24 protein-coding genes are annotated in these 23,490 nt (G+C 72.0%); 13 read left to right on the top strand and 11 right to left on the bottom strand.

What is annotated here, in order from left to right:
• Positions 1-12 precede the first annotated feature (12 nt).
• From D581_RS0135340 to D581_RS0135310, 8 genes are all read left to right on the top strand, one after another.
• Positions 13-936, top strand: coding sequence for a glutamate ABC transporter substrate-binding protein (locus tag D581_RS0135340; RefSeq protein WP_018961837.1), 924 nt, complete (start codon positions 13-15; stop codon positions 934-936).
• 189 nt (positions 937-1,125) lie between these two features.
• Positions 1,126-1,773, top strand: coding sequence for an amino acid ABC transporter permease (locus tag D581_RS0135335; RefSeq protein ID WP_007458744.1), 648 nt, complete (start codon positions 1,126-1,128; stop codon positions 1,771-1,773).
• Positions 1,770-2,711, top strand: coding sequence for an amino acid ABC transporter permease (locus tag D581_RS0135330; protein WP_018961836.1), 942 nt, complete (start codon positions 1,770-1,772; stop codon positions 2,709-2,711). The genes D581_RS0135335 and D581_RS0135330 overlap by 4 nt, the downstream gene beginning before the upstream one ends.
• Positions 2,712-2,888: 177 nt before the next feature.
• Entirely contained in the window at positions 2,889-4,589 is a 1,701-nt protein-coding gene (locus D581_RS0135325) for an FAD-dependent monooxygenase (protein WP_018961835.1), read from the top strand.
• A gap of 40 nt (positions 4,590-4,629) precedes the next feature.
• Positions 4,630-4,716: a putative leader peptide gene (locus D581_RS1000000142425; protein ID WP_311605579.1), complete on the top strand. Its 87-nt coding sequence runs from the start codon at positions 4,630-4,632 to the stop codon at positions 4,714-4,716.
• Between the two features lie 74 nt (positions 4,717-4,790).
• Positions 4,791-5,402: a cupin domain-containing protein gene (locus D581_RS0135320; RefSeq protein WP_026291195.1), complete on the top strand. Its 612-nt coding sequence runs from the start codon at positions 4,791-4,793 to the stop codon at positions 5,400-5,402.
• Positions 5,399-5,851: a rhodanese-like domain-containing protein gene (locus tag D581_RS0135315; RefSeq protein WP_018961833.1), complete on the top strand. Its 453-nt coding sequence runs from the start codon at positions 5,399-5,401 to the stop codon at positions 5,849-5,851. Before D581_RS0135320 ends, D581_RS0135315 begins: the two co-directional genes overlap by 4 nt.
• A 307-nt stretch (positions 5,852-6,158) precedes the next feature.
• Positions 6,159-6,833 (top strand): DUF6197 family protein, encoded by a 675-nt coding sequence (locus D581_RS0135310; protein WP_018961832.1) that lies wholly within the window; start codon positions 6,159-6,161, stop codon positions 6,831-6,833.
• Positions 6,834-7,035: 202 nt separating this feature from the next.
• Here D581_RS0135310 and recX read toward each other — a convergent pair whose 3' ends face one another.
• Entirely contained in the window at positions 7,036-7,764 is a 729-nt protein-coding gene (gene recX, locus D581_RS0135305; RefSeq protein ID WP_018961831.1) for a recombination regulator RecX, read from the bottom strand.
• A gap of 3 nt (positions 7,765-7,767) precedes the next feature.
• Positions 7,768-8,907: a recombinase RecA gene (gene recA / locus D581_RS0135300; protein WP_018961830.1), complete on the bottom strand. Its 1,140-nt coding sequence runs from the start codon at positions 8,905-8,907 to the stop codon at positions 7,768-7,770.
• Positions 8,908-9,252: 345 nt separating this feature from the next.
• On the opposite strand from recA, the gene D581_RS0135295 reads away from it, so the two are divergent.
• Entirely contained in the window at positions 9,253-10,137 is an 885-nt protein-coding gene (locus D581_RS0135295; protein ID WP_018961829.1) for an SDR family oxidoreductase, read from the top strand.
• Between the two features lie 24 nt (positions 10,138-10,161).
• Here D581_RS0135295 and D581_RS0135290 read toward each other — a convergent pair whose 3' ends face one another.
• Entirely contained in the window at positions 10,162-11,277 is a 1,116-nt protein-coding gene (locus D581_RS0135290) for an AI-2E family transporter (protein ID WP_018961828.1), read from the bottom strand.
• Positions 11,278-11,524: 247 nt separating this feature from the next.
• Complete coding sequence (locus D581_RS0135285) at positions 11,525-11,719, bottom strand: DUF3046 domain-containing protein (protein WP_003965827.1); 195 nt, start codon at positions 11,717-11,719, stop codon at positions 11,525-11,527.
• A gap of 79 nt (positions 11,720-11,798) precedes the next feature.
• On the opposite strand from D581_RS0135285, the gene D581_RS0135280 reads away from it, so the two are divergent.
• On the top strand, positions 11,799-12,713 hold the full coding sequence (locus D581_RS0135280; protein WP_018961827.1) for a hypothetical protein: 915 nt from the start codon (positions 11,799-11,801) through the stop codon (positions 12,711-12,713).
• A 100-nt stretch (positions 12,714-12,813) separates the two neighbouring features.
• On the opposite strand, the gene D581_RS0135275 is transcribed toward D581_RS0135280, so the two are convergent.
• From D581_RS0135275 to D581_RS0135265, 3 genes are all read right to left on the bottom strand, one after another.
• Positions 12,814-13,119 (bottom strand): AzlD domain-containing protein, encoded by a 306-nt coding sequence (locus tag D581_RS0135275; protein WP_018961826.1) that lies wholly within the window; start codon positions 13,117-13,119, stop codon positions 12,814-12,816.
• Positions 13,116-13,949: an AzlC family ABC transporter permease gene (locus D581_RS0135270; RefSeq protein ID WP_018961825.1), complete on the bottom strand. Its 834-nt coding sequence runs from the start codon at positions 13,947-13,949 to the stop codon at positions 13,116-13,118. The genes D581_RS0135275 and D581_RS0135270 overlap by 4 nt, the downstream gene beginning before the upstream one ends.
• Positions 13,950-14,111: 162 nt before the next feature.
• Positions 14,112-14,960, bottom strand: a complete 849-nt coding sequence (locus D581_RS0135265; RefSeq protein WP_018961824.1) for an AraC family transcriptional regulator — start codon at positions 14,958-14,960, stop codon at positions 14,112-14,114.
• 102 nt (positions 14,961-15,062) lie between these two features.
• On the opposite strand from D581_RS0135265, the gene D581_RS0135260 reads away from it, so the two are divergent.
• The 3 genes from D581_RS0135260 to D581_RS0135250 all read left to right on the top strand — a co-directional run bounded on the left by D581_RS0135260 (position 15,063) and on the right by D581_RS0135250 (position 21,627).
• Positions 15,063-19,748, top strand: coding sequence for an Lhr family ATP-dependent helicase (locus tag D581_RS0135260; RefSeq protein ID WP_018961823.1), 4,686 nt, complete (start codon positions 15,063-15,065; stop codon positions 19,746-19,748).
• Between the two features lie 184 nt (positions 19,749-19,932).
• Positions 19,933-20,826, top strand: a complete 894-nt coding sequence (locus D581_RS0135255) for a DNA-formamidopyrimidine glycosylase family protein (protein ID WP_018961822.1) — start codon at positions 19,933-19,935, stop codon at positions 20,824-20,826.
• Between the two features lie 36 nt (positions 20,827-20,862).
• A complete protein-coding gene (locus tag D581_RS0135250) occupies positions 20,863-21,627 on the top strand; it encodes an SDR family oxidoreductase (protein WP_026291193.1) in 765 nt (254 codons plus the stop codon).
• Here D581_RS0135250 and D581_RS1000000142420 read toward each other — a convergent pair.
• The 4 genes from D581_RS1000000142420 to D581_RS0135235 all read right to left on the bottom strand — a co-directional run bounded on the left by D581_RS1000000142420 (position 21,575) and on the right by D581_RS0135235 (position 23,412).
• Positions 21,575-21,907 carry a hypothetical protein gene (locus tag D581_RS1000000142420; RefSeq protein WP_078626012.1) on the bottom strand — a complete coding sequence of 111 codons (333 nt, stop codon included), beginning with the start codon at positions 21,905-21,907 and terminating at the stop codon, positions 21,575-21,577. The two genes, D581_RS0135250 and D581_RS1000000142420, sit on opposite strands and share 53 nt — an antisense overlap.
• 151 nt (positions 21,908-22,058) lie before the next feature.
• A complete protein-coding gene (locus D581_RS0135245; RefSeq protein ID WP_026291192.1) occupies positions 22,059-22,250 on the bottom strand; it encodes a CsbD family protein in 192 nt (63 codons plus the stop codon).
• Between the two features lie 52 nt (positions 22,251-22,302).
• Positions 22,303-22,773, bottom strand: a complete 471-nt coding sequence (locus tag D581_RS0135240; protein WP_018961819.1) for a Dps family protein — start codon at positions 22,771-22,773, stop codon at positions 22,303-22,305.
• Positions 22,774-23,028: 255 nt separating this feature from the next.
• The gene (locus D581_RS0135235; protein WP_003965837.1) at positions 23,029-23,412 is read right to left on the bottom strand and encodes a helix-turn-helix domain-containing protein; all 384 of its coding nucleotides are present in this window, start codon (positions 23,410-23,412) and stop codon (positions 23,029-23,031) included.
• Positions 23,413-23,490 lie beyond the last annotated feature (78 nt).

Genomic DNA, 23,490 nt, shown 5'->3' with positions numbered 1-23,490 from the left:
AGGATTGCTCACATGAAGCTCCGTCAGTCCGCCGCCGTCGCGGCCATCGCCGTCCTCGCCCTGACCGCGACCGCCTGCGGCGGCAAGGAGGGCTCCGCCGGTGACAAGCCGGGCGGCACGAAGCCCGGTTCCTCCGAGGCCCCCGCACTGCCCACGTACACCGCGGCCAAGGACGTCGCCCTGGACTCCCCGGTCTTCAAGAAGGCCAAGGAGCGCGGCAAGCTGATCATCGGCGCCAAGGCCGACCAGCCGTACCTCGGCTTCGAGGACCAGTCGACCAAGGAGCGCTCGGGCTTCGACATCGAGATCGCCAAGATGGTCGCGGCCGACCTCGGCTTCTCCGACAAGCAGATCGAGTGGAAGACCGTCGACTCCGGCGTCCGTGAGACGGCCATCTCCAAGGGCCAGGTCGACTACTACGTCGGCACGTACACGATCAACGACGAGCGCAAGAAGCAGGTCGGCTTCGCCGGGCCCTACTACAAGGCCGGCGCGGACCTCCTCGTGCGCAAGGACGACAAGTCGATCACCGGCAAGGACTCGGTGAAGGGCAAGAAGGTCTGCTCGATCGTCGGCTCCACGCCGCTCCAGGAGATCAAGAAGCCGGAGTACGGCGCGAGCGTCGTCGAGCTGGCCAAGTACTCCGACTGCGTGCAGCAGCTGCTGACCAAGCAGGTCGACGCCGTCACCACGGACGACTCGATCCTCAAGGGCTACGCCGCCGCCAACTCCGGCAAGCTCCACGTCGTCGGCGACCCGTTCACCGACGAGCCCTACGGCGTCGGCCTGAACAAGGACGACAAGGTGCTCCGCGAGGCCATCAGCAAGTCGCTGGAGGAGCGCGTCAAGGACGGCACGTACAAGAAGATCTACGAGGCCACGCTGGGTCTGTCCGGTTCGGACTACGTCGAGCCGCCGGCCATCGAGCGCTACTGACGCCGTCGGCCCCGGACCGCGGGCTCCAGCCCGTGGTCCGTCGGCCGACATCCGTCATCCGTCACGACGCCCCGCGAGTGACCCAGGCGTCCCGTACGCCACCGCCGTCCCGGTTCTTCCGGGGACCGCGGGCGTACGGGGCGCCCCTTCCCCTGCCCTGATGCCGCTGACCGCCGACGCGGAGACCTCATGAACGTACTGCTCGACAATTTCCCAGAGTTCCGCGACGGCTTCATAGGAACCGTGTCGATCACCGCCGTCAGCTCGGTTATCGCCCTGGTCCTCGGTGTGCTCATCGCCGGATTCCGGGTCTCGCCGGTGCCGCCGCTGCGGTACTTCGGCACCGCCTGGGTGACGCTGATGCGCAACACGCCGCTGACGCTGCTCTTCCTGATCTTCTTCTTCGTCGTGCCCGAGATCCTCTTCCCGGGGATGAGCCCGTTCGTGCTCGGCTCGCTGGCGCTCGGCTTCTACACCTCCTCGTTCGTGTGCGAGGCGGTCCGCTCGGGCATCAACACCGTGCCCCTGGGACAGGCCGAGGCCGCGCGTTCCATCGGCATGACGTTCGCCCAGACCCTGCAGATCGTGGTGCTCCCGCAGGCGACCCGGACCGTGATCCCGCCGCTGAGCAGCATCTTCATCGCGCTGACGAAGAACTCCGCGATCGCCGGCGCCTTCAGCGTCGCCGAGCTGTTCGGCTGGCAGAAGCTGATGAGCGACAAGGGCTACGACATCGTCCCCGTCTTCATCTGGGTGGCCATCGGCTACCTGATCGTCACGTTTACCATCAGCGGCCTCTTCCGGCTGCTGGAGCGTCGCATGGAGGTCGCCCGATGAGCGCCAGCGTTCTCTACGACGCCCCGGGTCCCAAGGCCGTCGTCCGCAACCGGATCTACGCGGTCGTCGGCAGCCTCGCCATCGCGGCGCTGATCGCGATCAGCGTCATGCGGCTCGCCGACAAGGGGCACCTCGCCCCCGCGATGTGGGACATCTTCAACTACACGGGCATCCGGCAGAACATCGCCGACGCCCTGATCGCCACGCTCAAGGCGTTCGGTCTCGCCGCGGTCGGCTCGCTGGTCCTCGGTGTGGTGCTGGTGGTGGGCCGGCTCTCCGACCACAAGCCGGTCCGCTGGGCGGCGACCATCTTCATCGAGCTGTTCCGCTCGCTCCCGCTGCTGATCACCATCTACGCCATCTGGGTCGGCTTCCTCACCGACTACTCGATGTGGGCGCTGGCCGCGGGGCTGTCCGTCTACAACGGCTGCGTCCAGGCCGAGGTGCTGCGGGCCGGCATCAACTCGGTGCCCAAGGGGCAGAGCGAGGCCGCGTACGCGCTCGGCATGAGCAAGACGCAGGTCATGGTCAGCGTCCTGATGCCGCAGGCCGTCCGGTCGATGCTGCCGACGATCATCGGTCAGCTCGTGGTGACCCTCAAGGACACCTCGCTCGGCTTCATCATCCTGTACCCGGAGCTGCTCCAGACCGCGCGGCTGATCGCCTCCAACACGCAGGTGAACGGCCAGTACCCGTACGTCTCGACGATCGTCGTCATCGGCACGCTCTACATCGCGATGTGCCTGCTGCTCTCGGCGCTGGCGACATGGATCGAGAAGCGGGGCCGTCGCGCCAAGACCGGCATCAAGGTGGCGCCCGGCGCCCCGGCCGCCGGCATCCCGGCGATGGAGGCCGTTCCCGGCCCGGACGCGGGGGGCGCAGGGGGCGCAGGCCCGACGGCCGACGGTGCCGGTGGGACCGGTGTGAGGAAGGACTGACCGTCCCCGGGCCCTTCCCGGCCCCGACGAGCAGGAGCATTCGAGGCAGCGGCGCACGCGTCGCTGCCTCGGTCACTTGACGCAAGCACCACCAGTGGGTTGCATACGTTCTGTGATCACGCACCCGGCTTCCTATGCCACGTTCCGCATGACCGTACGGGCCGGAGGGTACGAGCCGTGGACCCGGTGATCGTCGTCGGCGGCGGGCCCGTCGGGCTGACGCTGTCGCTGGCCCTCGCCGCCCAGGGCGTCCCCTCGGTCGTTCTCGACGAGGGCCCCGGCACGGAGGAGCCCCGTCCCGCCCGCACGGTCGTCCTGCGCGAGGACACCGCCGATCTGGTGGGCCGCCTCGGCTGCCGGGAGCTGGACCGGGTCGGGCTGCGCTGGTCCGGGTGGCGTTCGATGCGCCGGAAGCAGCTGGTCCGGAACGTGCCGCTGAGCGGGGGCGGCGGCGGCACGGACGAGGCCCCGCTCACCGGGCTCCTTCCCGCGCCGCTCCATGTTCCGCAGCATGCGCTGAGCGCCGCGCTGCGCGCGGCGGCGGACAAGGCACCGCTGGTCCAGCGGGTGCCGCTGAGCCGGATCGACACACTGGAGCAGGACCCCGAGGGCATCACGGTGCACACGAGGGAGCCGGGCTCGACCTGGTGGCGCGGGAGTTATCTGGTCGGCTGCGACGGCGCCCGGTCGACCGTGCGCAAGCTGCTGGACATCCGGTTCCCCGGCCGTACGGCGGTGGAGCGGCATGCCGTCGCCGCGCTCCGGGCCGAGCTGCCCTGGCCCGACGAGGCCGTCCTGCACCGGCAGCCTCCCTGGCGGACCGGGGGCGCCGAGGTCTCCGCCCGGCCGCTTCGGGACGGCGTCTGGCGGCTGGACTGGCTGCTGCCGCCGCGTGGCGAACTGGTCACTCCCGAAGCTCTGATCACCCGTATCCGGGACACGCTGGCCGGCTGGTGCGGCGAGACCCCGGCGTACGAACTGCTGGACACCGGCGTCCACACGCTCCACCACCGGCTCGCCCGGCGCTGGCGCAAGCAGCGTGCCTTCCTGGCGGGGGACGCGGCGCACCTGCTGGGCGCCGTGGGCACGCAGGGACTGGACGAGGGGATCCGGGACGCCGAGAACCTGGCCTGGAAACTGGCCCACGCCTGGCACCACGGCACGTCCGAGCACCTCCTCGACAGCTATCAGGCGGAGCGCCGGGCGGCGGTGGCCTCGCGGCTGCGCGCCGCCGACCAGTCGCTGCCGATACTGCGCGGCGGAGGCGGTCTGCGGACCCTGGTCCCGGGCGCCGCACGTGGTCACGACACCCTGCTCTCCGACGGCCATCTGGGCTGCGGAGCGCTGGGTGCGCCCCCTTCGTACTCGCACTCCCCCCTTGCACCACCGCACACGGAGGCGCACGCCGTCGTCGGTACGCCCCCCGGTGCGCCGGTCGCCGATGTGACGGTGACCGCGCCGGACGGGACGACGGTGCGGCTGCGGGAGCGGCTGGGGCAGGGGCATCCGCTGGTGGTCCTGGTCGCGCCGGGGACCGGAGTCTGGGACCGGCGGCACTGGCAGACCGCGGGTGTCATGCCTCGCCTCACGGACGCCGTGGCGGCACTCCCCGGGTCGACGGAGCTGCTGGTCACCGAGAGGTATCCCGGAGCATCGGCACACACCGTCCTGCTGGTGAGGCCGGACGGGCACCTGGTGGCCGCCTTCGGCGGCGTACGGCCGGCGGAGCTGCTCACCGCGGCACGGGCCGCTCTGGGCGGTGCGCCCCGCGAAGAGCGGGAGCCCGTGGAACCTGGCGGCGGGGACGAACAAGACGCGGGGCGCGAACCGGAGCCCCGGGCACGGGTCCACGCCGACGGGACCGCCGGTCTCCGTTGATCGATTGACCGTCACGGGCGCGCGTGGTGTACTCCAGATCATGACCGACACCGATGTGCGCCTGTGGCGGAGGGTCCATATGGACCTCGTCCGTTACGCGGGCTGCGTGTGTCGCCCGTCCTGCTGACTCGCCTCCCTCCGCCGGTGCGTGCTGTTTTCCGCACGGCCGGAACCCGCGTGCGAACTCCCAGGACGGTCCTCGTGTCTTCCCCCAGCTCCGCCGTGCCCACGGCTGCCGCTGCTCTTTCCCCTTCCGCCCCTGTGGCCGGGGGCTCCGCACCTTCCACCCCCATGACCGGGGGCTCCGCAACCACTTCCGCCGCACCGACCGTCGCGGAGCTGATGGACTTCGTCCGCAGCGCCGCTCGGGACGAGGCGCTCATCGCCTCGCTGCCCCTCGATCCGGAGGGCCGCACCTGGATCCGGCTCGACGGACCGGGCGGCAGCGAAGCATGGCTCATCGGCTGGCCGCCGGGCACCGGCACGGGCTGGCACGACCACGCCGACTCGTTCGGCGCGTTCACCACCGCTGCCGGCGCCCTCAAGGAGCACTCGCTGGCTGTGCGGCTGCCCACCGACGGCTGGAAGACGCTGGAGCTGACGGACGGGGTGGACCGGTCGAGGAAGCTGGCGACCGGTCAGGGCAGGGCCTTCGGACAGAACCACGTCCATGAGGTCCTCAACGAGTCCGAGGTCGCCCACGCGGTCTCCGTCCACGCCTACTACCCGCCCCTGCCGCGGATCCGCCGGTTCAGCCGAACCGGTGCGGTGCTCCGCCTGGAGCAGACCGAGAGCCCGGAGGACTGGCAGTGAGCGAGGACCGGAACACGGACCGGGGCGAGGCCGTACCGGCCGCCCCGACGCCCCTGGGCATCGACGAACTGCTGGAGCGGGTCAGGGCCGGCTACGACCGGATCGGCCCGCCCGAGGCTGCCGCGGCGGCGGAGGCCGGGGCCCTCCTGGTGGACATCCGGTACGCGGCGCTCCGCGCCCGGGACGGACTGATCCCGGGCGCACTGGTCGTCGAACGCAACGAACTGGAGTGGCGGCTCGACCCCCGAGGCAGCCACCGCGCCGACGAAGCGGTCGGCCACGGCCTCCGGATCGTCGTCATCTGCAACGAGGGATACGCCTCCAGCCTCGCGGTCGCCTCGCTGCGGCAGCTGGGCCTGCACGGCGCCACCGACCTGATCGGCGGCTTCCAGGCGTGGCGCGGCGCGGGCCTTCCCGTCGTCTCCGCCGCCACCTCCACCTCCACCTGACCTGGGAGCTGATGCCCGGGAGCTGGTGGCCGGGGGCTGGTGGCCGGGGGCTGGTGGCCGGGGGCTGGTGGCCGGGCATCAGATCCCGGGCATGCCCCCGGGATCTGCCCTCCAGCGCCCGCCACCTGAGCTCAGGTGGCGGGCGTCAGGCATCAGGGGACAGGGAACAGGCGTCAGGGGACAGCGTCAGGCATCCGATCCGTTCGGATGTCACACACCCAAATGCCACGTTCCACTGGAGCAATCGCCGTGCGTGACCGACATTCGCCTCACACAGAGGACCGAAATGTACGGAGATGACGCATTCATGGCGACCGCTCTCCTCACCCCGGACCAGCTCGACGGCCAGGCTTCCCGGTTGCACGACACCCAGGCGTGGCAGCAGATCGTCACGGGCTGGGAGCGCACGGTTCCCGAGCCTCCCGAGGTCCTGCTCACTCGGGCGGAGCCCACGTCCGCACGGACCGCGGAACCCACGAAACCTGCGGAACCGGCACCCACAGAGCCCTTCGACTGGCGCACCCTGCTGTCCGTGCCGGTGGACCGGCTCGTCGACGACACCCTGCGGACACTGCCCGTCGCGCCTCCCCACGAGCGTCCGCTGCCCGGGAGGGTGGGTGCGATGCTGCCCGACCGCGTCCACCTCTGGCGGCGGGTCGGGCAGGGCGACCTCCGCCCGTCGACCCATCTCGGCTACGCACGGCAGATCCTGGCCGAGTGGGGCTGGCAGAACACCCCGTACCGGCTGCGGAACACCCGTGGCGCCCGCTGCGTCTGCGGCGCCCTCATCTCCGCGCACCGCCTCGGCTACGGCTCCCTCGACACCGTGGACCGGGCGGGTGCCTGGCTGATCACGGAGCTGCGCGCGCAGGGGTGGCCCGGACTGATCGGCCCCTGGAACCGCCACCCCGGCCGCACCGCAGCGGACGCCCTGGCACTCGTGGACGCCACCATCCGTCGCGCGTCCCTGGCGGGACAGTGACCGTGGGCCCCTGACCATCGGACGCGGGCCGTCGGGGGGCACCATCCGCTGGTTGTTGAAGGCGGCCGCCGGACGCTGCTGCACCCTGGCCGCTGCCCACTGGCCGCTGACCACTGGTCGCTGGCCGTCGGATTGCGGATGGCGGTCGCCGCTCCCCTGGTCGGCCCTCGCCCCCGGGCGCACACACTCCGGTCCCCCGTATTCAGAAAGGCTCGTCCAGGCCTTCCGCGTCCTCGCCCTCCTCCTCCAACGCCTGACGCACCACCCGCAGGGCCATGCCTTCCCCATATCCCTTGCGTGCGAGCATCCCCGCCAGGCGACGCAGCCGCCTGTCCCGGTCCAGACCCCGCGTGGAGCGGAGTTTGCGGGCCACGAGCTCCCGCGCCGTCGCCTCTTCCTGATCCGGGTCGAGCCGACCGACCGCCTCGTCGATCACGGTGGCGTCCACGCCCTTCGTCCGCAGCTCACGGACGAGGGCACGGCGCGCGAGTCCCCGACCGTGGTGCCGGGACTCCACCCACGCCCCGGCGAACGCCGCATCGTCGATCAGCCCGACGTCCTCGAAGCGCGCGAGCACTTCCTCGGCCGCCTCATCCGGTATCTCCCGCTTGCGCAGGGCGTCCGCGAGCTGTTTGCGCGTTCGCGGCGTCCCGGTGAGCAGCCGCAGGCAGATGTTGCGCGCTTGCTCGACCGGGTCACGCGGCTCCCCCTTCTCGGCCCTCGACGAGGAAGGGGAGCCGCTGCTCCTGGTGCCGGAGCGGGCACGGCGGCCCGCCCCCTCGCCGAATCCGCTCCCGGCGCCCGCTCCACCGCGTGAGCGGCGCCCGGGCCGCGCCCCGGCGCCGGCCTCCGGCTCGACGGGCCCGTAGTCGGATTCGGGGTCGCCGCCGGGCTCGGCAGGGCCGCCCGGCCACTCCGTACGACGTGTCACGGCCTAGCTCTTGGCCGCCGCGGTCTTGGCCGGCTTGGCCTTGGCGGCCGCGGTGGTCGCCGGCTTCGCCGCCGCTTCGGCCGCCGGTGCTCCAGCCGCCGTCGCAGCGGCGTCCGCGGCAGGCTCGCCCGCATCGGCGTCCGGGCGGACACCGATTCCGAGCTTCTCCAGGATCTTCTTCTCGATCTCGTTGGCGAGGTCGGGGTTGTCCTTGAGGAAGTTGCGGGCGTTCTCCTTGCCCTGGCCGAGCTGATCGCCCTCGTACGTGTACCAGGCGCCGGCCTTGCGGACGAAGCCGTGGTCCACGCCCATGTCGATCAGACCGCCCTCGCGGCTGATCCCCTGGCCGTAGAGGATGTCGAACTCCGCCTGCTTGAACGGCGGGGCGACCTTGTTCTTGACGACCTTGACACGGGTGCGGTTGCCGACGGCGTCGGTGCCGTCCTTGAGCGTCTCGATCCGGCGGATGTCCAGGCGCACCGAGGCGTAGAACTTCAGCGCCCGGCCACCGGTGGTGGTCTCCGGGGAGCCGAACATCACACCGATCTTCTCGCGGAGCTGGTTGATGAAGATCGCGGTGGTCTTGGACTGGTTGAGCGCACTGGTGATCTTGCGGAGGGCCTGGCTCATCAGACGCGCCTGGAGACCCACGTGCGAGTCGCCCATCTCGCCCTCGATCTCCGCACGGGGCACCAGGGCCGCCACGGAGTCGATGACGATCAGGTCCAGGGCGCCGGAGCGCACCAGCATGTCGACGATCTCCAGCGCCTGCTCACCGTTGTCCGGCTGGGACAGGATGAGGTTGTCGATGTCGACGCCGAGCTTCTTCGCGTACTCCGGGTCCAGCGCGTGCTCGGCGTCGATGAACGCCACCGAACCGCCGAGCTTCTGCGCGTTCGCCACCGCGTGCAGCGTCAGCGTCGTCTTACCGGAGGACTCCGGCCCGTACACCTCCACCACACGGCCGCGCGGCAGACCACCGACGCCGAGGGCGACGTCCAGCGCGGTCGATCCCGTGGGGATGACCTCGATGGGCTCGTTCGGCCGCTCACCCAGGCGCATCACCGCACCCTTGCCGAATTGCCGTTCAATCTGTGCGAGTGCGGCGTCCAGCGCCTTCTCGCGGTCGTTGCCTGCTGCCATGGGTTCCACCCGATTTGCTTGAGTCGATCGCTTCACGTCTCAGACGCTAACCCCTGCCACTGACAACGGGCCTCGACGTCCTCCCGGCCTGTGGACAACTCCGCGGCCGGGCCCGGGAAAACCCGGCCGGAATCCCATCAGAATGGATGTTCGATTTTCATGTCAAGCGCACCACGCGGCCCCGCGGTCGCCCCGTGACCGGAGCCCAGACCGAAGTCTCTGGCCGAACGCAGTCGTACCTGCACACTTGAGCGTATCGCCCTATATTCGATTGATATGGGAGCGATTGCGGGGCTCGAAGTACCCGACGGAGGACAGACCCCCGGATCCGATCTGGCCGGCCGCGTGGCACTGGTCGCCGGAGGCACCCGCGGGGCCGGGAGGGGCATCGCCGTCCAGCTCGGCGCCGCCGGGGCGACCGTGTATGTGACCGGCCGCACGAGCGGGTCCGAGCGGTCCGAGATGGACCGGCCCGAGACGATCGAGGAGACCGCGGCCCTGGTCGACGCGGCGGGCGGGCGGGGCATCGCCGTCCAGGTCGATCATCTGGTTCCCGACCGGGTCAGGGCTCTGGTGGCCCGCATCGCGAGCGAGCAGGGCGCACTGCACATTCTGGTGAACGACATCTGGGGGGCCGAGATCGAGTGGGACAGGCCGGTGTGGGAGTCGTCGCTCGACATCGGGCTGCACACCCTGCGGCTGGCCGTCGACACCCATGCCATCACCAGTCACTTCGCGCTGCCGCTGCTGATCGAGACACCGGGCGGCCTGGTCGTCGAGATGACCGACGGGACGGACGAGTACAACGCGTCCCACTACCGCGTCTCGTTCTTCTACGACCTGGCCAAGGCCGCGGTGAACCGGATGGCCTTCACCCTCGGCCATGAGCTCGCACCGCACCACGCGACGGCTGTGGCGCTCACCCCGGGCTGGCTGCGGTCCGAGGCCATGCTCCAGGCTCACGGGGTGACCGAGACCACCTGGCGGGACGCCGTCGCGCACACGCCCCACTTCGCGATCTCCGAGTCCCCCGCGTACGTCGGCCGCGCCGTGGCCGCCCTCGCCGGCGACCCCGAGGTGGCCCGCTGGAACGGCAGGTCGCTCTCCAGCGGGCAGCTCGCCCAGGTGTACGGCTTCACCGATGTGGACGGGAGCCGGCCCGACGCCTGGCGGTATCTGACCGAGGTCCAGGACCCCGGCCTGCCGGCCGATGTGACGGGTTACCGCTGAGGCGGCCCCCGCCACGACCGGCTGCTACCGCCGAGGCCACACCAGACGGCGTATCCGGGACGGCAACGGCCTCCCGGGCGCGCGGCTGCTGCCCCCGTGCACGCGTGGGTCGTCGGTGACGTCGTACCGCTTCACATAGGCGCCGAGGAACGCCTGGAGGGTGGCGACGGCGGGAATGGCGACCAGCGCTCCGACCGCGCCGAGCAGGGCCGTGCCGGCGATGACCGACCCGAAGGCGACCGCGGGGTGGATGTCGACGGTCTTCGCGGTCAGCTTGGGCTGGAGCACGTAGTTCTCGAACTGCTGGTAGATCACGACGAACCCGAGCACGTACAGCGCGTACCAGGGGTCGACCGTGAAGGCGATCAGCATGGGCAGGGCGCCCGCGAGATACGTGCCGATGGTGGGGATGAACTGCGAGACGAGTCCGACCCAGACGGCGAGTGCCGGGGCGTAGGGCACCCCGAGGATCACCAGCAGGACGTAGTGCGCCACGCCGGAGATCAGCGCCATCAGACCGCGCGAGTAGATGTATCCGCCGGTCTTGTCGACCGCGATCTCCCAGGCGCGCAGCACCTCGGTCTGCCGGGCCGGCGGCAGGACGGAGCACAGGGCGCGGCGGAGCCGGGGCCCGTCGGCCGCGAAGTAGAAGGAGAACAGGAAGATCGTCAACAGCCGGAACAGCCCGCCGAGGACCGTGGTGGAGACGTCGAGCACTCCGGTGGCGCTGTTCTGGACGTACTTCTGCAGCCAGTCGGAGTGCAGCAGGCTGTCCTGGACCTCGACCCGGGAGAGTTCGGTACGGAAGGTCTGGTTGACCCAGTTGATCACCGAGTCGATGTACTTGGGGAACTCGTCGACCATGTCGACGATCTGGCCCGCGAGCATCGACCCCAACAGCACCACGAATCCGACGCCGGAGATCATCACTGCGAGGAAGACGAGGAACGTGGCCAGCCCGCGGCGCATGCCGCGACCCGCCATCCGGCCGACCGCGGGCTCGATGGCGAGCGCGAGGAAGAACGCGATCAGCACGTTCGTCAGCAACCCGATGAGCTGGTAGAACGCCCAACTGCCGAGCTGGAAGCAGGCGTAGAGCGCCAGGGCCAGCACCATCGCACGCGGCAGCCAGCCGGGCATGCGGACCCCGCCCGCGCCGGAGGGCGGCGCAGGCGGTGCGGCCGGCGGGGCGGGTGGGGATGCGGACGGCTGAGCCGGGGCGGTCTCGTCTGTCGATGACACGGGACAAGTCTGGCCTATGCCGACGGCCGCCGGTCCCCCGCCCCGAGCCGGCCGCTCCCGTCCGTGCCGGTCCCGTTCCCGCCCCGAACGGGTCAGCGCTCGCCCGGAACGGGTCAGCGCTCGCCCGCCGGAACGCACGCAGGCTTCAGCGCCTGTCGGCCGGAACGTCCATGGCCGTACAGACCCCGCGCCAGACGTCCTTGGCGTCCCAGCCCGCGTCCAGCGCCTGGTGCACCGTGCGGCCGCCGAGTTCGGCCATCACATGGTCACGGGCGAAGGAGTCCGCGTACGCCGCACCGAAGTGGTCGGCCATCCGCTCCCAGAAAATCGTCAACCGCATGCCACCAGTATCCCGCTCCTGAGAGTGCAGCCGGTCCGCCGGGCATGTGCCGGACGCCTTTCCCCTCTACGGTCGGTCCATGGCTGGAACCGGAGCAAGCACCCTCGCGCGAGCCGAACAGTTCATCTGGCTCACGGCCCGTGTCCTCGAACAGCGGAGGTTCGCCCATGACTTCCTGGACGGCGATCCCGACGCCGTGGAAACGGCCCTCTCCGCCTATCAGAACGAGGACGGCGGCTACGGTCACGCGCTGGAACCCGATCTCCGGGGTCCGGTGAGCCAACCGCTGCACACCGCCCATGCGCTGAGCGTTCTTGACTCGATCGATCGCTGCGCCGGACAGCGCGTCGAACGGATCTGCCGTTTTCTGACCGATGTATCAACCAGAGAAGGCGCACTTCCCGCTCTGCTTCCTACCCAGCGCGGGTATCCGGCGGCCCCGTTCATCCCCATCGTGGACGACCCTCCGGCGGAGCTGCTCGCGACCGGCCCGGTCGTCGGGCTGCTCCACGGCAATCAGGTGTGGCACGCCTGGCTGTTCCGGGCGACGGACTTCTGCTGGAGTGCCGTCGAGGCTCTGGAACAGTCCCATCCTTACGAGATCGAGGCCGCGGTCGCTTTTCTGGACTGCGCCCCGGACCGGGCACGCGCCGAGGTCGCGGCCGACCGGCTCGGCCGCCTGGTGCGCGAACAACGGCTCGCGGTGCTCGACCCCTCCCGGCGGGCGGAGCACCCGGTGGCGACGGGCTACGCGCCGGGCGAGCACCACTTCCCGCACGACTACGCCCGTACTCCCGGGTCCCTGGCCCGCCGCTGGTTCACGGACGCGGAGCTGGAGCGCTCGCTCGACCACCTGGCCGCCGAGCAGCAGGACGACGGCGGATGGCCGGTGACCTGGCGTCAGTGGGCCCCGGGAACCGCACTGGAAGGACGCCCCCTGGTGACGCTCAGGGCCTTGGGGACGCTCCGCTCGTACGGTCGTCCGCTCGGCTGACCGCGCGTCCGGTGTGGCGGCGCGCGTCCGGTGTGGCGGCGCGCGTCCGGTGTGGCGGACGGATCGCTCCCGCGTTTCGGTTCTCGGGCGTTCCGCTCGCTCAGGCCAGTACCCGGAATCCGGCCGTGACCAGGACTCCCGCCCCGACGACGACCAGGAAGGGAGCGCGGAGGACCAGGGCGAGTGCCGCTGCCCCGAGACCGGCGGCACGGGCGTCGAGGACGAGTTGCTGACCGTCGCCGAAGGTCTGCTGTGCGGTGAGAGCCGCCAGCAGCGCCACGGGCAGCAGGGCGGCCATCCGCTGGACCAGTGGTCGCTCCAGCACGCCGGCGGGCACCAGCAGGCCCAGGAGCTTGGCGAGGTAGCAGCCCGCCACGGTCAGTCCGATGGCGATCCAGACGTTCATGGGCGCCGCTCCTCCTTCTCCTGCTGTGCCGTCTTCCGCTGCCGGGCCGCCGCGCCGTCCTCGGCTTCCGGTCCCCGTTTCGTCCGTCCCATGAGGAAGAGGACGACGGGTGCCGCGAGCGCCGACACCAGAACGGGCACGCCCGCCGGCAGAACGGGCAGCAGCGTCAGGGCCAGCAGGACGGCCAGCCCCGCCGTGACGCGTTCGACGGTGCTCTTGAGCATCGGCGCGAGCAGCGCGAGGAACACCGCGGGACTCGCCGCGTCCAGGCCCCACGCGTCGGTGTCGCCCAGCGCCTCGGCGCCCAGGGCGCCCACCAGGGTGGTGAGGTTCCACAGCACGTACAGGGTGAGTCCGGTGACCGTGAAGCCGATGCGCGCGGCCCGCCGGGTGGGCTGGGGCAGGGTGACCGCGGTCGTCTCGTCGATGACCCAGTGGGCGGCGAAGGGCCGTACCGCGCGGGGAAGCGCGAGCAGTTGCGAGAGCCGCAGACCGTAGAACGCGTTCCGGACGCCCAGGAAGAACGCCCCGGCCGCCGCGGTGTAGGGGTTGCCGCCCGCGGCCAGCGCGCCGACCAGGGCGAACTGCGAGGCGCCGGTGAAGACGAGAAGACTCAGGACGCAGGTCTGGAGCAGGCTGAGGCCGGAGCCGGCGGAGGTGACGCCGAAGGCGAAGCCGGAGAGCCCGACGGCGATGCCGACGCCGAGCGCGTCGCGGACGACGGCCCCGTCCGGCTTGTCCGCAAGGGCCTCGGCCGACCGGCCGGTCGGACCGGACGCTAGGGCACCGGGCGCGCCGGTGCTCCCTGGGGGTGCTGTCTGTTCTGCCACGCCCGGAACGCTACGGGGATCACCGGGGCCGGGTCTTGTACGTTCTTGCACACCAGTCGGCATTCTCCGCACACGGAGAGATGCGATCCGCACACCCGCTGACATGTTCTGCGCCATTATCACCGGAATGTTCTGCGCCATCACCGGTACGTTCTTGCGCCCTCACGTGCCGGGCCGCAGCACTCCGCGCTCGCGCTGGTAGGCGCCGGGCGGCACACCCACGATCCGGGTGAAGTGGCGATTGAGATGCGGCTGATCCGTGAAGCCGACGGCGGTCGCGGCCTCGGCGGGCGCGCCGCCGGCGTCGAGCATGCGGCGGGCTCTGCGCACCCGGGCATTGGTGAGCCACGTGTGGGGCGGCATCCCGTACTCCTTCTTGAAGGCTCTCAGCAGTGCGAACGGGCCGATGCCCAGCTCCGCGGCGAGCGCCTCCAGCGTGGGCGGGGCGGCCATGCGCTCCTCCAGCGCGGCGCGGGCGCGCATGGCGTTCCGCGCACCCCCGGCGTGCGTGGCCAGTCCGGGCAAGGGGCTGCCGTGCCGGCTGAGGAGCCGGGTGACCAGGACCCGCAGCAGGCTGTCGGCCGCCAGCGCGTTGCCCTCCTCCGCCGCCCGGTGCACCTCGGTGATCAGGCGGGAGGCATGGGGGTCGGTCACCCGGGTCTCGGCGAAGCCGACCGTGCCGCGCAGGGACGTCACCTCGGCCGCGATGTCGTTGACGACCCGGGCCGACGGGTAGAGCGTGGCGTACGCCCACCCCTCGGGGGCCCCGGAGCGGGCGGTGTGCGGAACCTCCGGGTTGATCATGACGACGGTTCCGGGGACCGCGTGGACCGTGCCGCCCGGCAGCCCCACGTCCTCCACGCCGCCGGTGACGGCGCCGAAGACGTAGCCCTCGTGGCTGTGCCGGGGGAAAGTGTGGCGGACGTACCGGGCGCGCAGCAGATCGAGGTCGGGCAGCGCGGCGTACTGCCAGTGCCGTGCCCATTCCTCCGTGCCGTCCGCTCCCGTCATGACGCCATTCTCGCAGGTCCCGGCCGTAGGCCACCGGCTGAGCGGGCCAACGCGGGCGGTGTCACCGGCTCGTTGTCAGTGCCGGGGTGCACGATGGGGAGCATGACCGGATCCGCGCTCGACGCGTTCTCGCCCGCGACCCGCAGTTGGTTCGGCGGGGCTTTCAGCGCGCCCACCGCGGCGCAGGAGGGCGCCTGGCGGGCCATCGGCGAGGGCAGCGATGTCCTGGTCGTCGCGCCGACCGGTTCCGGTAAGACACTGGCCGCGTTCCTCGCCTCGCTGGACCGGCTGGCGGCCGAGCCGCCGCCCGCCGACGCGAAGAAGCGCTGCCGGGTGCTGTACGTGTCCCCGCTCAAGGCCCTCGCGGTCGACGTCGAGCGCAATCTCCGCTCGCCGCTGACCGGCATCCGCCAGGAGTCGGTGCGCCTGGGTCTGCCGGAGCCGGAGGTGCGGGTCGGCATCCGGTCCGGAGACACGCCGCCCGCCGAGCGGCGCTCCATGGTGACCAGGCCGCCGGACATCCTGATCACCACGCCCGAGTCGCTGTTCCTGATGCTGACGTCCTCCGCCCGGGACGCGCTGGCCGGCGTCGAGACGGTGATCCTCGACGAGGTGCACGCGGTCGCCGGCACGAAGCGCGGCGCCCATCTCGCCCTGTCCCTGGAGCGTCTCGACGAGCTGCTGCCGCGTCCCGCCCGCCGCATCGGCCTGTCCGCGACGGTGCGGCCGGTCGACGAGGTGGCCCGCTTCCTGTCGCCGCAGCGCAAAGTGGAGATCGTCCAGCCCCGGTCCACCAAGGAGTTCGACCTCTCGGTCGTGGTCCCGGTCGAGGATCTGGGCGAGCTGGGCGGCTCGCCCGCCACTGGCGGTGACTCCGGCCAGGCGGACAAGCCCTCGATCTGGCCGCATGTCGAGGAGCGCATCGCCGATCTCGTGCAGTCGCACCGCTCCACCATCGTCTTCGCCAACTCCCGGCGGCTGGCGGAGCGGCTGTGCAACCGGCTGAACGAGATCGCGTACGAGCGGGCCACCGGCACCGCGTTCGACCCCGACAACCCGGCCCCCGTCCTCCCGGAGGCGCACGCCCCCGCCGAGATCATGGCCCAGTCCGGTGCGGGCAGGGGCGCTCCCGCCCTGCTGGCCCGCGCCCACCACGGCTCGGTCTCCAAGGAGCAGCGGGCCCAGGTCGAAGAGGATCTCAAGGCGGGCCGGCTGCCTGCCGTGGTGGCCACCTCCAGCCTGGAGCTGGGCATCGACATGGGCGCGGTCGACCTGGTGATCCAGGTGGAGTCCCCGCCCTCCGTCGCCTCCGGCCTCCAGCGGGTGGGCCGGGCCGGGCACCAGGTGGGAGCGGTCTCCACCGGGGTGGTCTTCCCGAAGTACCGCGGCGATCTGGTGCAGGCCGCCGTGGTCACCGAGCGGATGCGGACCGGGGCGATCGAGGCGCTGCGCATCCCGTCCAACCCGCTGGACGTCCTCGCCCAGCAGCTGGTCGCCATGGTGGCGCTGGACAGCTGGCAGGCGGACGACCTGCTGGCCCTGGTCCGCCGGGCGGCCCCGTTCGCCTCGCTTCCCGAGTCGGCGTTCACCGCCGTGCTCGACATGCTCGCCGGACGCTATCCCTCCGACGCCTTCGCGGAGCTGCGCCCCCGGGTCGTGTGGGACCGCGTCGGGGGCACGGTCACGGGCCGCCCCGGGGCGCAGCGGCTCGCCGTCACCTCGGGCGGCACCATTCCCGACCGAGGGCTCTTCGGAGTCTTCCTCGCCGGGGCCGATCCGAAGAAGGGCGGCGGCCGGGTCGGCGAGCTGGACGAGGAGATGGTCTACGAGTCCCGTGTGGGCGACGTCTTCACCCTGGGCACCACGTCCTGGCGGATCGAGGACATCACCCGGGACCGGGTCCTCGTCTCCCCCGCCCCGGGCGTTCCGGGCCGGCTGCCGTTCTGGAAGGGCGACCAGCTGGGCCGTCCCCTGGAGCTCGGGCGCGCTCTGGGGGCGTTCCTCCGTGAGATCGGCGGACTGTCCGAGGAGGACGCCCGGCTGCGCCTGCTGGCCGCCGGGCTCGACGCCTGGGCGGCGGACAACATCCTGGCCTATCTGGACGAGCAGCGCCGGGCCTGCGGTCATGTCCCGGACGACCGGACGATCCTGGTCGAGCGGTTCCGGGACGAGCTGGGCGACTGGCGGGTCGTCGTGCACTCCCCCTTCGGCGCGCAGGTACACGCCCCCTGGGCGCTCGCGCTCTCCGCCCGCCTCGGTGAGCGCTACGGGATGGACGCCCAGGTGATGCACGCCGACGACGGGATCGTGCTGCGGCTGCCCGACGCGGACATGATGGGCCTGGATCTGCTCGATTTCGACGCCCCGGGGCCCCCGGACACCGGGAACGACGGAACGGCGCCGGGAGCCGTGGCGTACGACAGCGACCAGCCCCCGGTGGCGGCCGCCGACGTCGTCTTCGACCAGGGCGAGGTCCAGGGAATCGTCACCGATCAGGTGGGCGGATCGGCCCTGTTCGCCGCCCGGTTCCGGGAGTGCGCCGCGCGCGCCCTGCTGCTGCCCCGGCGCTCCCCCGGCAAGCGCACCCCGCTCTGGCAGCAGCGCCAGCGGGCCTCCCAGCTGCTCCAGGTCGCCTCGGAGTTCGGCTCGTTCCCGATCGTTCTGGAGGCGGTCCGCGAATGCCTCAAGGACGTGTTCGACGTCCCCGGGCTCACGGAGCTGATGGGCGACCTGGAGGCACGCCGGGTCCGGCTGGTCGAGGTGACCACCCAGGAACCCTCGCCGTTCGCCCGCTCGCTCCTCTTCGGTTACGTGGCGCAGTTCCTGTACGAGGGCGACTCGCCCCTCGCCGAACGGCGCGCCGCCGCCCTCTCCCTGGACTCCCATCTCCTCGCCGAACTGCTGGGCCAGGCGGAGCTGCGCGAACTGCTCGACCCCGAGGTCCTCACCGAGCTGGAGCGGGAGCTGCAGTGGCTCACCGAGGACCGGCGGATCAAGGACGTCGAGGGGGTCGCCGACCTGCTGCGCGTGCTCGGTCCGCTCACCGACGCCGAGCTGGCCGAGCGGGGCGCCGAGCCGTCCTGGGCACCGGAGCTGGCGTCGGCCCGCCGGGCGATCCAGGTCCGGATCGCCGGGGCCGGTCACTGGGCGGCGATCGAGGACGCGGGCCGGCTCCGCGACGCCCTGGGCACCGCGCTCCCGGTCGGCGTTCCCGAGGCGTTCACCGAGCCGGTGAAGGACCCGCTCGGCGACCTCCTCGCCCGCTTCGCCCGGACGCACGGCCCGTTCACCGCCGCGAGGGCCGCCGAGCGCTTCGGCCTGGGCACCGCCGTCACCGACGGGGCGCTGCAACGTCTCTCGGCCTCCGGCAGGACCGTCCAGGGGGAATTCCACCCGGCGGGCATCGGCCAGGAATGGTGCGACGCCACGGTGCTGCGCCGGCTCCGCCGCCGTTCGCTGGCAGCGCTCCGCCAGGAGCTGGAGCCGGTGCCGCCCGCGGCCCTCGCCTCCTTCCTCCCCCAGTGGCAGCACTTCGGCTCCAACGGTCTGCGGGGCATCGACGGGCTGGCCCGCGCCGTCGAGCAGCTCCAGGGCGCTCCCGTTCCCGCGTCGGCGCTGGAGAAGCTGATCCTGCCGAGCCGGGTCATGGGCTACGCCCCGGCGATGCTCGACGAGCTGTCGACCACGGGTGAGGTCGTCTGGGCCGGGGCGGGAGCCCTGCCCGGCAAGGACGGCTGGGTCTCCCTCTACCTCGCCGACAGCGCGCCCCTGCTCCTGCCCCCGCCGCACCCGCTGGAGCTGTCGGCGCTCCACGAGTCCGCGCTCACCACGCTCTCCGGCGGTTACGGCCTCTTCTTCCGGCAGATCGCCGACCAGGTCCGGGCCACCACCCACCCGGACTGCACGGACCAGCAGCTGGCCGACGCTCTGTGGGACCTGGCCTGGTCCGGGCGGCTCACCAACGACACCCTGGCCCCGCTGCGTTCACTCCTGGGCTCGGGCCGGACGGCGGGCTCCACCGCCCACCGCTCCCGGCGCAGCGTCCCGCGCGGGCGCTACGGCTCGCTCACCGCCGCCGCCCGCCCCGCGTCCCGGACCGGCCCGCCGACCGTCTCGGGCCGCTGGTCCCTGCTGCCCCCGGCCGAACCGGAACCGACCCACCGTGCCCACGCCCTGGCCCGGACCCTCCTCGACCGGCACGGCGTGGTGACCCGCGGCGCGGTGCAGGCCGAAGGGGTGGAGGGCGGCTTCTCCGCGACGTACCGGGTCCTGGCCGCCTTCGAGGACAACGGGCAGGCGCGGCGCGGCTATGTGGTCGAGGGGCTCGGGGCCGCCCAGTTCGCGATGGACGGCGCGGTGGACCGCCTGCGTGCGGCCTCCACGGCCCGCGACCGTCGGGATCCGGACTCCGCACCCCAGGCTCTGGTGCTGGCCGCGGCCGACCCGGCCAACGCGTACGGCGCCGCCCTGCCGTGGCCCGAGTCCCCTGACGGCGCCGGACACAAGCCGGGCCGCAAGGCGGGGGCACTGGTGGTGCTCGTCGACGGCGAGCTGACGCTCTACATGGAGCGGGGCGGGAAGACCCTCCTGGCGTGGCCGTCCGACCCCGAGGCCCCGGCCCTGCGGGCGGCGGCCGAGGCCTTGGCCGCCTCGGCCCGCGCCGGCGCCCTGGGCACGGTGACGGTGGAGCGGACGAACGGCGTCTCCTCCCTCACCTCGCCGCTGGGCCGGACGCTGGAGTCCGCCGGGTTCCTCGCCACTCCGAGAGGCCTGCGCCTGCGCGCCTGAACCGAGCCACCGACGATCCGAGGTGCCGTCCCCGACCGTCCCGGGCCCGGCATCTCGACGGACGGCACCCCGGCGGAGGGCACCTGCCCGGTCTGCGACGCCACCGACCCCGGCCGGGCGCCACCCGACCCGACGGTGGGCCGGACCGTCGCACGAACGCCCCGGCGCGGCCCATCATGGAGGCATGCCCGAAGGAGACACCGTCCTCCAGACCGCCACCCGGCTCCACGAAGCGCTGGCCGGGCTGGTGCTGACCCGGTCGGACCTGCGCGTCCCCCGCTTCGCCACCGCCGACCTCTCCGGCCGGACCGTCCTGGACGTCACCGCCCGCGGCAAGCACCTGCTGACCCGCGTCGAGGGCGGCCTGACCCTGCACAGCCACCTCCGGATGGACGGCGCCTGGAAGGTGTACGCCCCGGACGAACGCTGGCGGGGCGGCCCGGGGCACCAGATCCGCGCGATCCTCGCCAACGCGGAGTACACCGCGGTCGGCTACCGGCTCCCGGTGCTGGAGCTGCTGCGCACCAGCGAGGAGGACCGGGCCGTGGGCCATCTGGGCCCTGATCTGCTGGGCCCCGACTGGGATCCCGGCCTGGCACTGGACCGGCTGCTCGCCGCGCCGGAGCGCCCCCTGGGCGAGGCACTCCTGGACCAGCGCAATCTGGCGGGCATCGGCAACGTCTACAAGTGCGAGCTGTGCTTTCTGGCACGCGTCACGCCGTGGCTCCCCGTGGGCGCCCTCCCCGACGGGGAGCTCCTCCGACTCGTCACGCTCGCCGAGCGACTGCTGCGCGCCAACCGCGACCGCCCCACCCGCACCACGACGATCACCGCCGAACTCCGCACGCCACCGGACCCGCCGAGCCCGCCCGCCACAGCACCCCCACCGAGCACCCCGGCCACCACACCGCCCGCCCGCCCACGCGCCCGGCCCCCCGTTCGCGTACAGGAGCGGCTGTACGTCTACGGGCGGGCCCGTCGCCCCTGTCTGCGCTGCGGAACCCCGATCCGTCTCACCGACCAGGACGACCGCCCCACCTACTGGTGTCCCGGTTGCCAATCGGGACCGACCCCCTAGTTGACGCCCCGTCAGATGCGGTCGTACGGTCCCGTCATGCCTCTCTCCGCGTACGACCTCACGGGCCGCGCCGCGTTCATCACCGGCGCGGCGAGCGGCATCGGGCGGGCGAGCGCACTGCTGCTCGCGGAGGCCGGGGCGACGGTGCACTGTGCGGACCGTGACGAGACGGGGCTGCGCCGGATGTCCGACCTGATCACCGAAGCGGGCGGCAGCGCCCGGGCCCACCCTCTCGACGTCACCGACCGCGACCAGGTCCGTGCGGCCGTCTGCGCGGCCGGGCAGCTCGACGTCCTGGTCGCCTCGGCCGGGATCATGCACACCAGCAGCGCGCTGGAGACGGCGGACGAGGACCTTGACCGCGTGCTGGCCGTCAATTTCCGAGGGGTGCTGTACGCCTGCCAGGAAGTGGCCCGCTCCATGACGGCCCGCTCCACCCACGGCTCGCTGATCACGATGGCGTCCGGCGCGGTGGACTCGGCGAGCGCGGGCCTGCTCTGCTACAGCGTCGCGAAGGCCGCCGTGGTGCAGCTCACCAAAACGCTCGCCACGGAGCTGGGGCCTCATGCCATACGGGTGAACGCCGTCGCACCCGGCTGGATCCGTACGCCCATGACCGACCGGCACGATGCCCCGGGTCAGCACCGGGCGGAGGCGACCATGGCCCGGATCTCCCCGCTGGGCCGGGTCGGCGAACCGGAGGACGTCGCCCATACCGTGCTGCACCTGGCCTCGGACGCCTCGGCCTTCATGACCGGTCAGATTCTCCGGCCGAACGGCGGCGTCGCCATGCCTTGGTAGACCACCGCCGCGCCAACGCACCCAACGAGCCCGACGGCCCGAGCAGACCCGACCGCCCCGACCCCCCTGACCGCCCCGACCGCCCCGACGGACTCACCGGCCGCACCGGGGCCACCGCCCCGACCGTCGCGACATGGACCGGCAACAGACTCAGCCCCCAGCCCCCCGCCGCCACCGCCCCCTCCACCAGCCCCGCCTGTTCCGGACGCAGCACCAGCCGGAGCACCGCCCACCACCACAGCCCGCCGAGAACCAGCGCCGGCACCCATCGCCGTATCATCGCTGCCTCCCGCGGCCGACGTCCTTTCCGGCAGTTTCCCCTGGCAGCGGCCGTGGTGCATCCAGAACGCCCGGCCGAGGGGTCGCCCACACGGAGAAGTGCCCCCGCCGAAACGGCGGGGGCACTCAGACCTCGGGGCAGTGGCTCAGGACTACTCGTCGTCGTCCCGGCGGAGGGAGTCCTTCACGCCCTTGGCACGGTCGCCGACTCCGCCCGCCGCGTCCTTGGCGCCGCCCTTGGCCTGATCGGCCTTGCCCTCGGCCTCCTTGCGGCGGTCGCCGGTCAGCTTGCCGACAGCCTCCTTGCCCTTGCCCTTCATCTTGTCCATGGCTCCGTCACTCATGATGTCGCTCCTTCTGCTCGGGACGTACCGCGGTCACCGGTCGGGCGCCGGTTCAGGCGCTTTCCGCCTGGAACATCCACGCGTGCTTTTCGAGCTCCGCCGTCAGCCCGATCAGCAGGTCCTGGGTGATCGGATCCGGTGCGTCGGTCACCTCGATGCGCTCCCGCATCCGGCCGATGACCACGCCCAGCGCGTCCACCAGGATCCGCACGGCGTCGGTGTCCTTGATCCAGCCCTCGGGCACGGACGCGATGGCGGTCTCCTTGGCGACCGTGCCGGAACGCCCGTCCGGGTTGACCCCGACCGCCGAGGCGCGCTCGGCGACCGTGTCGGAGTGCTGCCGGGCCGTGACGACGACGTCGTCGAGCTGAAGGTGCACGGAGCGGAAGCGTGGACCGACCACGTTCCAATGGACCTGTTTGGCCACCAGGGAGAGGTCGACGAGGTCGACCAGAGCGCCCTGCAGCGCCGTTCCCACGACCTTGAGGTCGCTCTCGGACAACGTGCTCTTGACCACAGACATGTGCGCTACTCCCATCCGTCAGCCGCTTCGCTGACCGTCTCGGTGCATCACCCACGATGGCACATATGAAGCAAAACGGTCACGCGAGCCTTGTCCTCCGTCTGCCCACCCACCGAGGGCTCACACCCGTATGAGGCGCGCGGCCCCCAGGCCGCACGGAAGAATCGGCGGTCATGTGGGCATCGAACGCGGAAGTCCCGGCCGGCCCCGGTAGGGACCGACCGGGACTCCGGTCGAGCAACTGTGCCGCGTGGATCAGGCGGCGACGACGTCCACCGCTTCCGCGGGCGCCTTGATGGTCACCCGGCCCGACGGCACACCTGCGACCGACGAGACGGAGACGGAGTTGAGCATGGGACGAACCGGTACTGGGACCGGATCACTGGCAGCTGCCGACTCGGCCAGCTCAGCGAGCGAGAGCTCGTCGCTCACTTCACGCATGAGCTCGGACATCCGTACGTCAAGCGCGTCGCAAATCGCGGAGAGCAGCTCGGAGGATGCCTCCTTCTGCCCCCGCTCCACCTCGGAGAGATAACCGAGCGAGACCCGGGCGGACGAGGAGACTTCGCGCAGAGTACGGCCTTGGCGCTGGCGCTGCCGACGCAGCACGTCACCCAGCAGGCGACGGAGCAGAATCATCGGTGGCTCCCTCCTCGGACCGCGTAGCCGCATCCTTCACGCCCTACCGTACCGCCTTGTGCTGTGGCCGTGCCGGGA

This window comes from Streptomyces sp. CNB091 (assembly GCF_000377965.1).
Note: the sequence above shows the minus strand (reverse complement) of the source record. Positions and strands in the feature narration are given on the sequence as shown.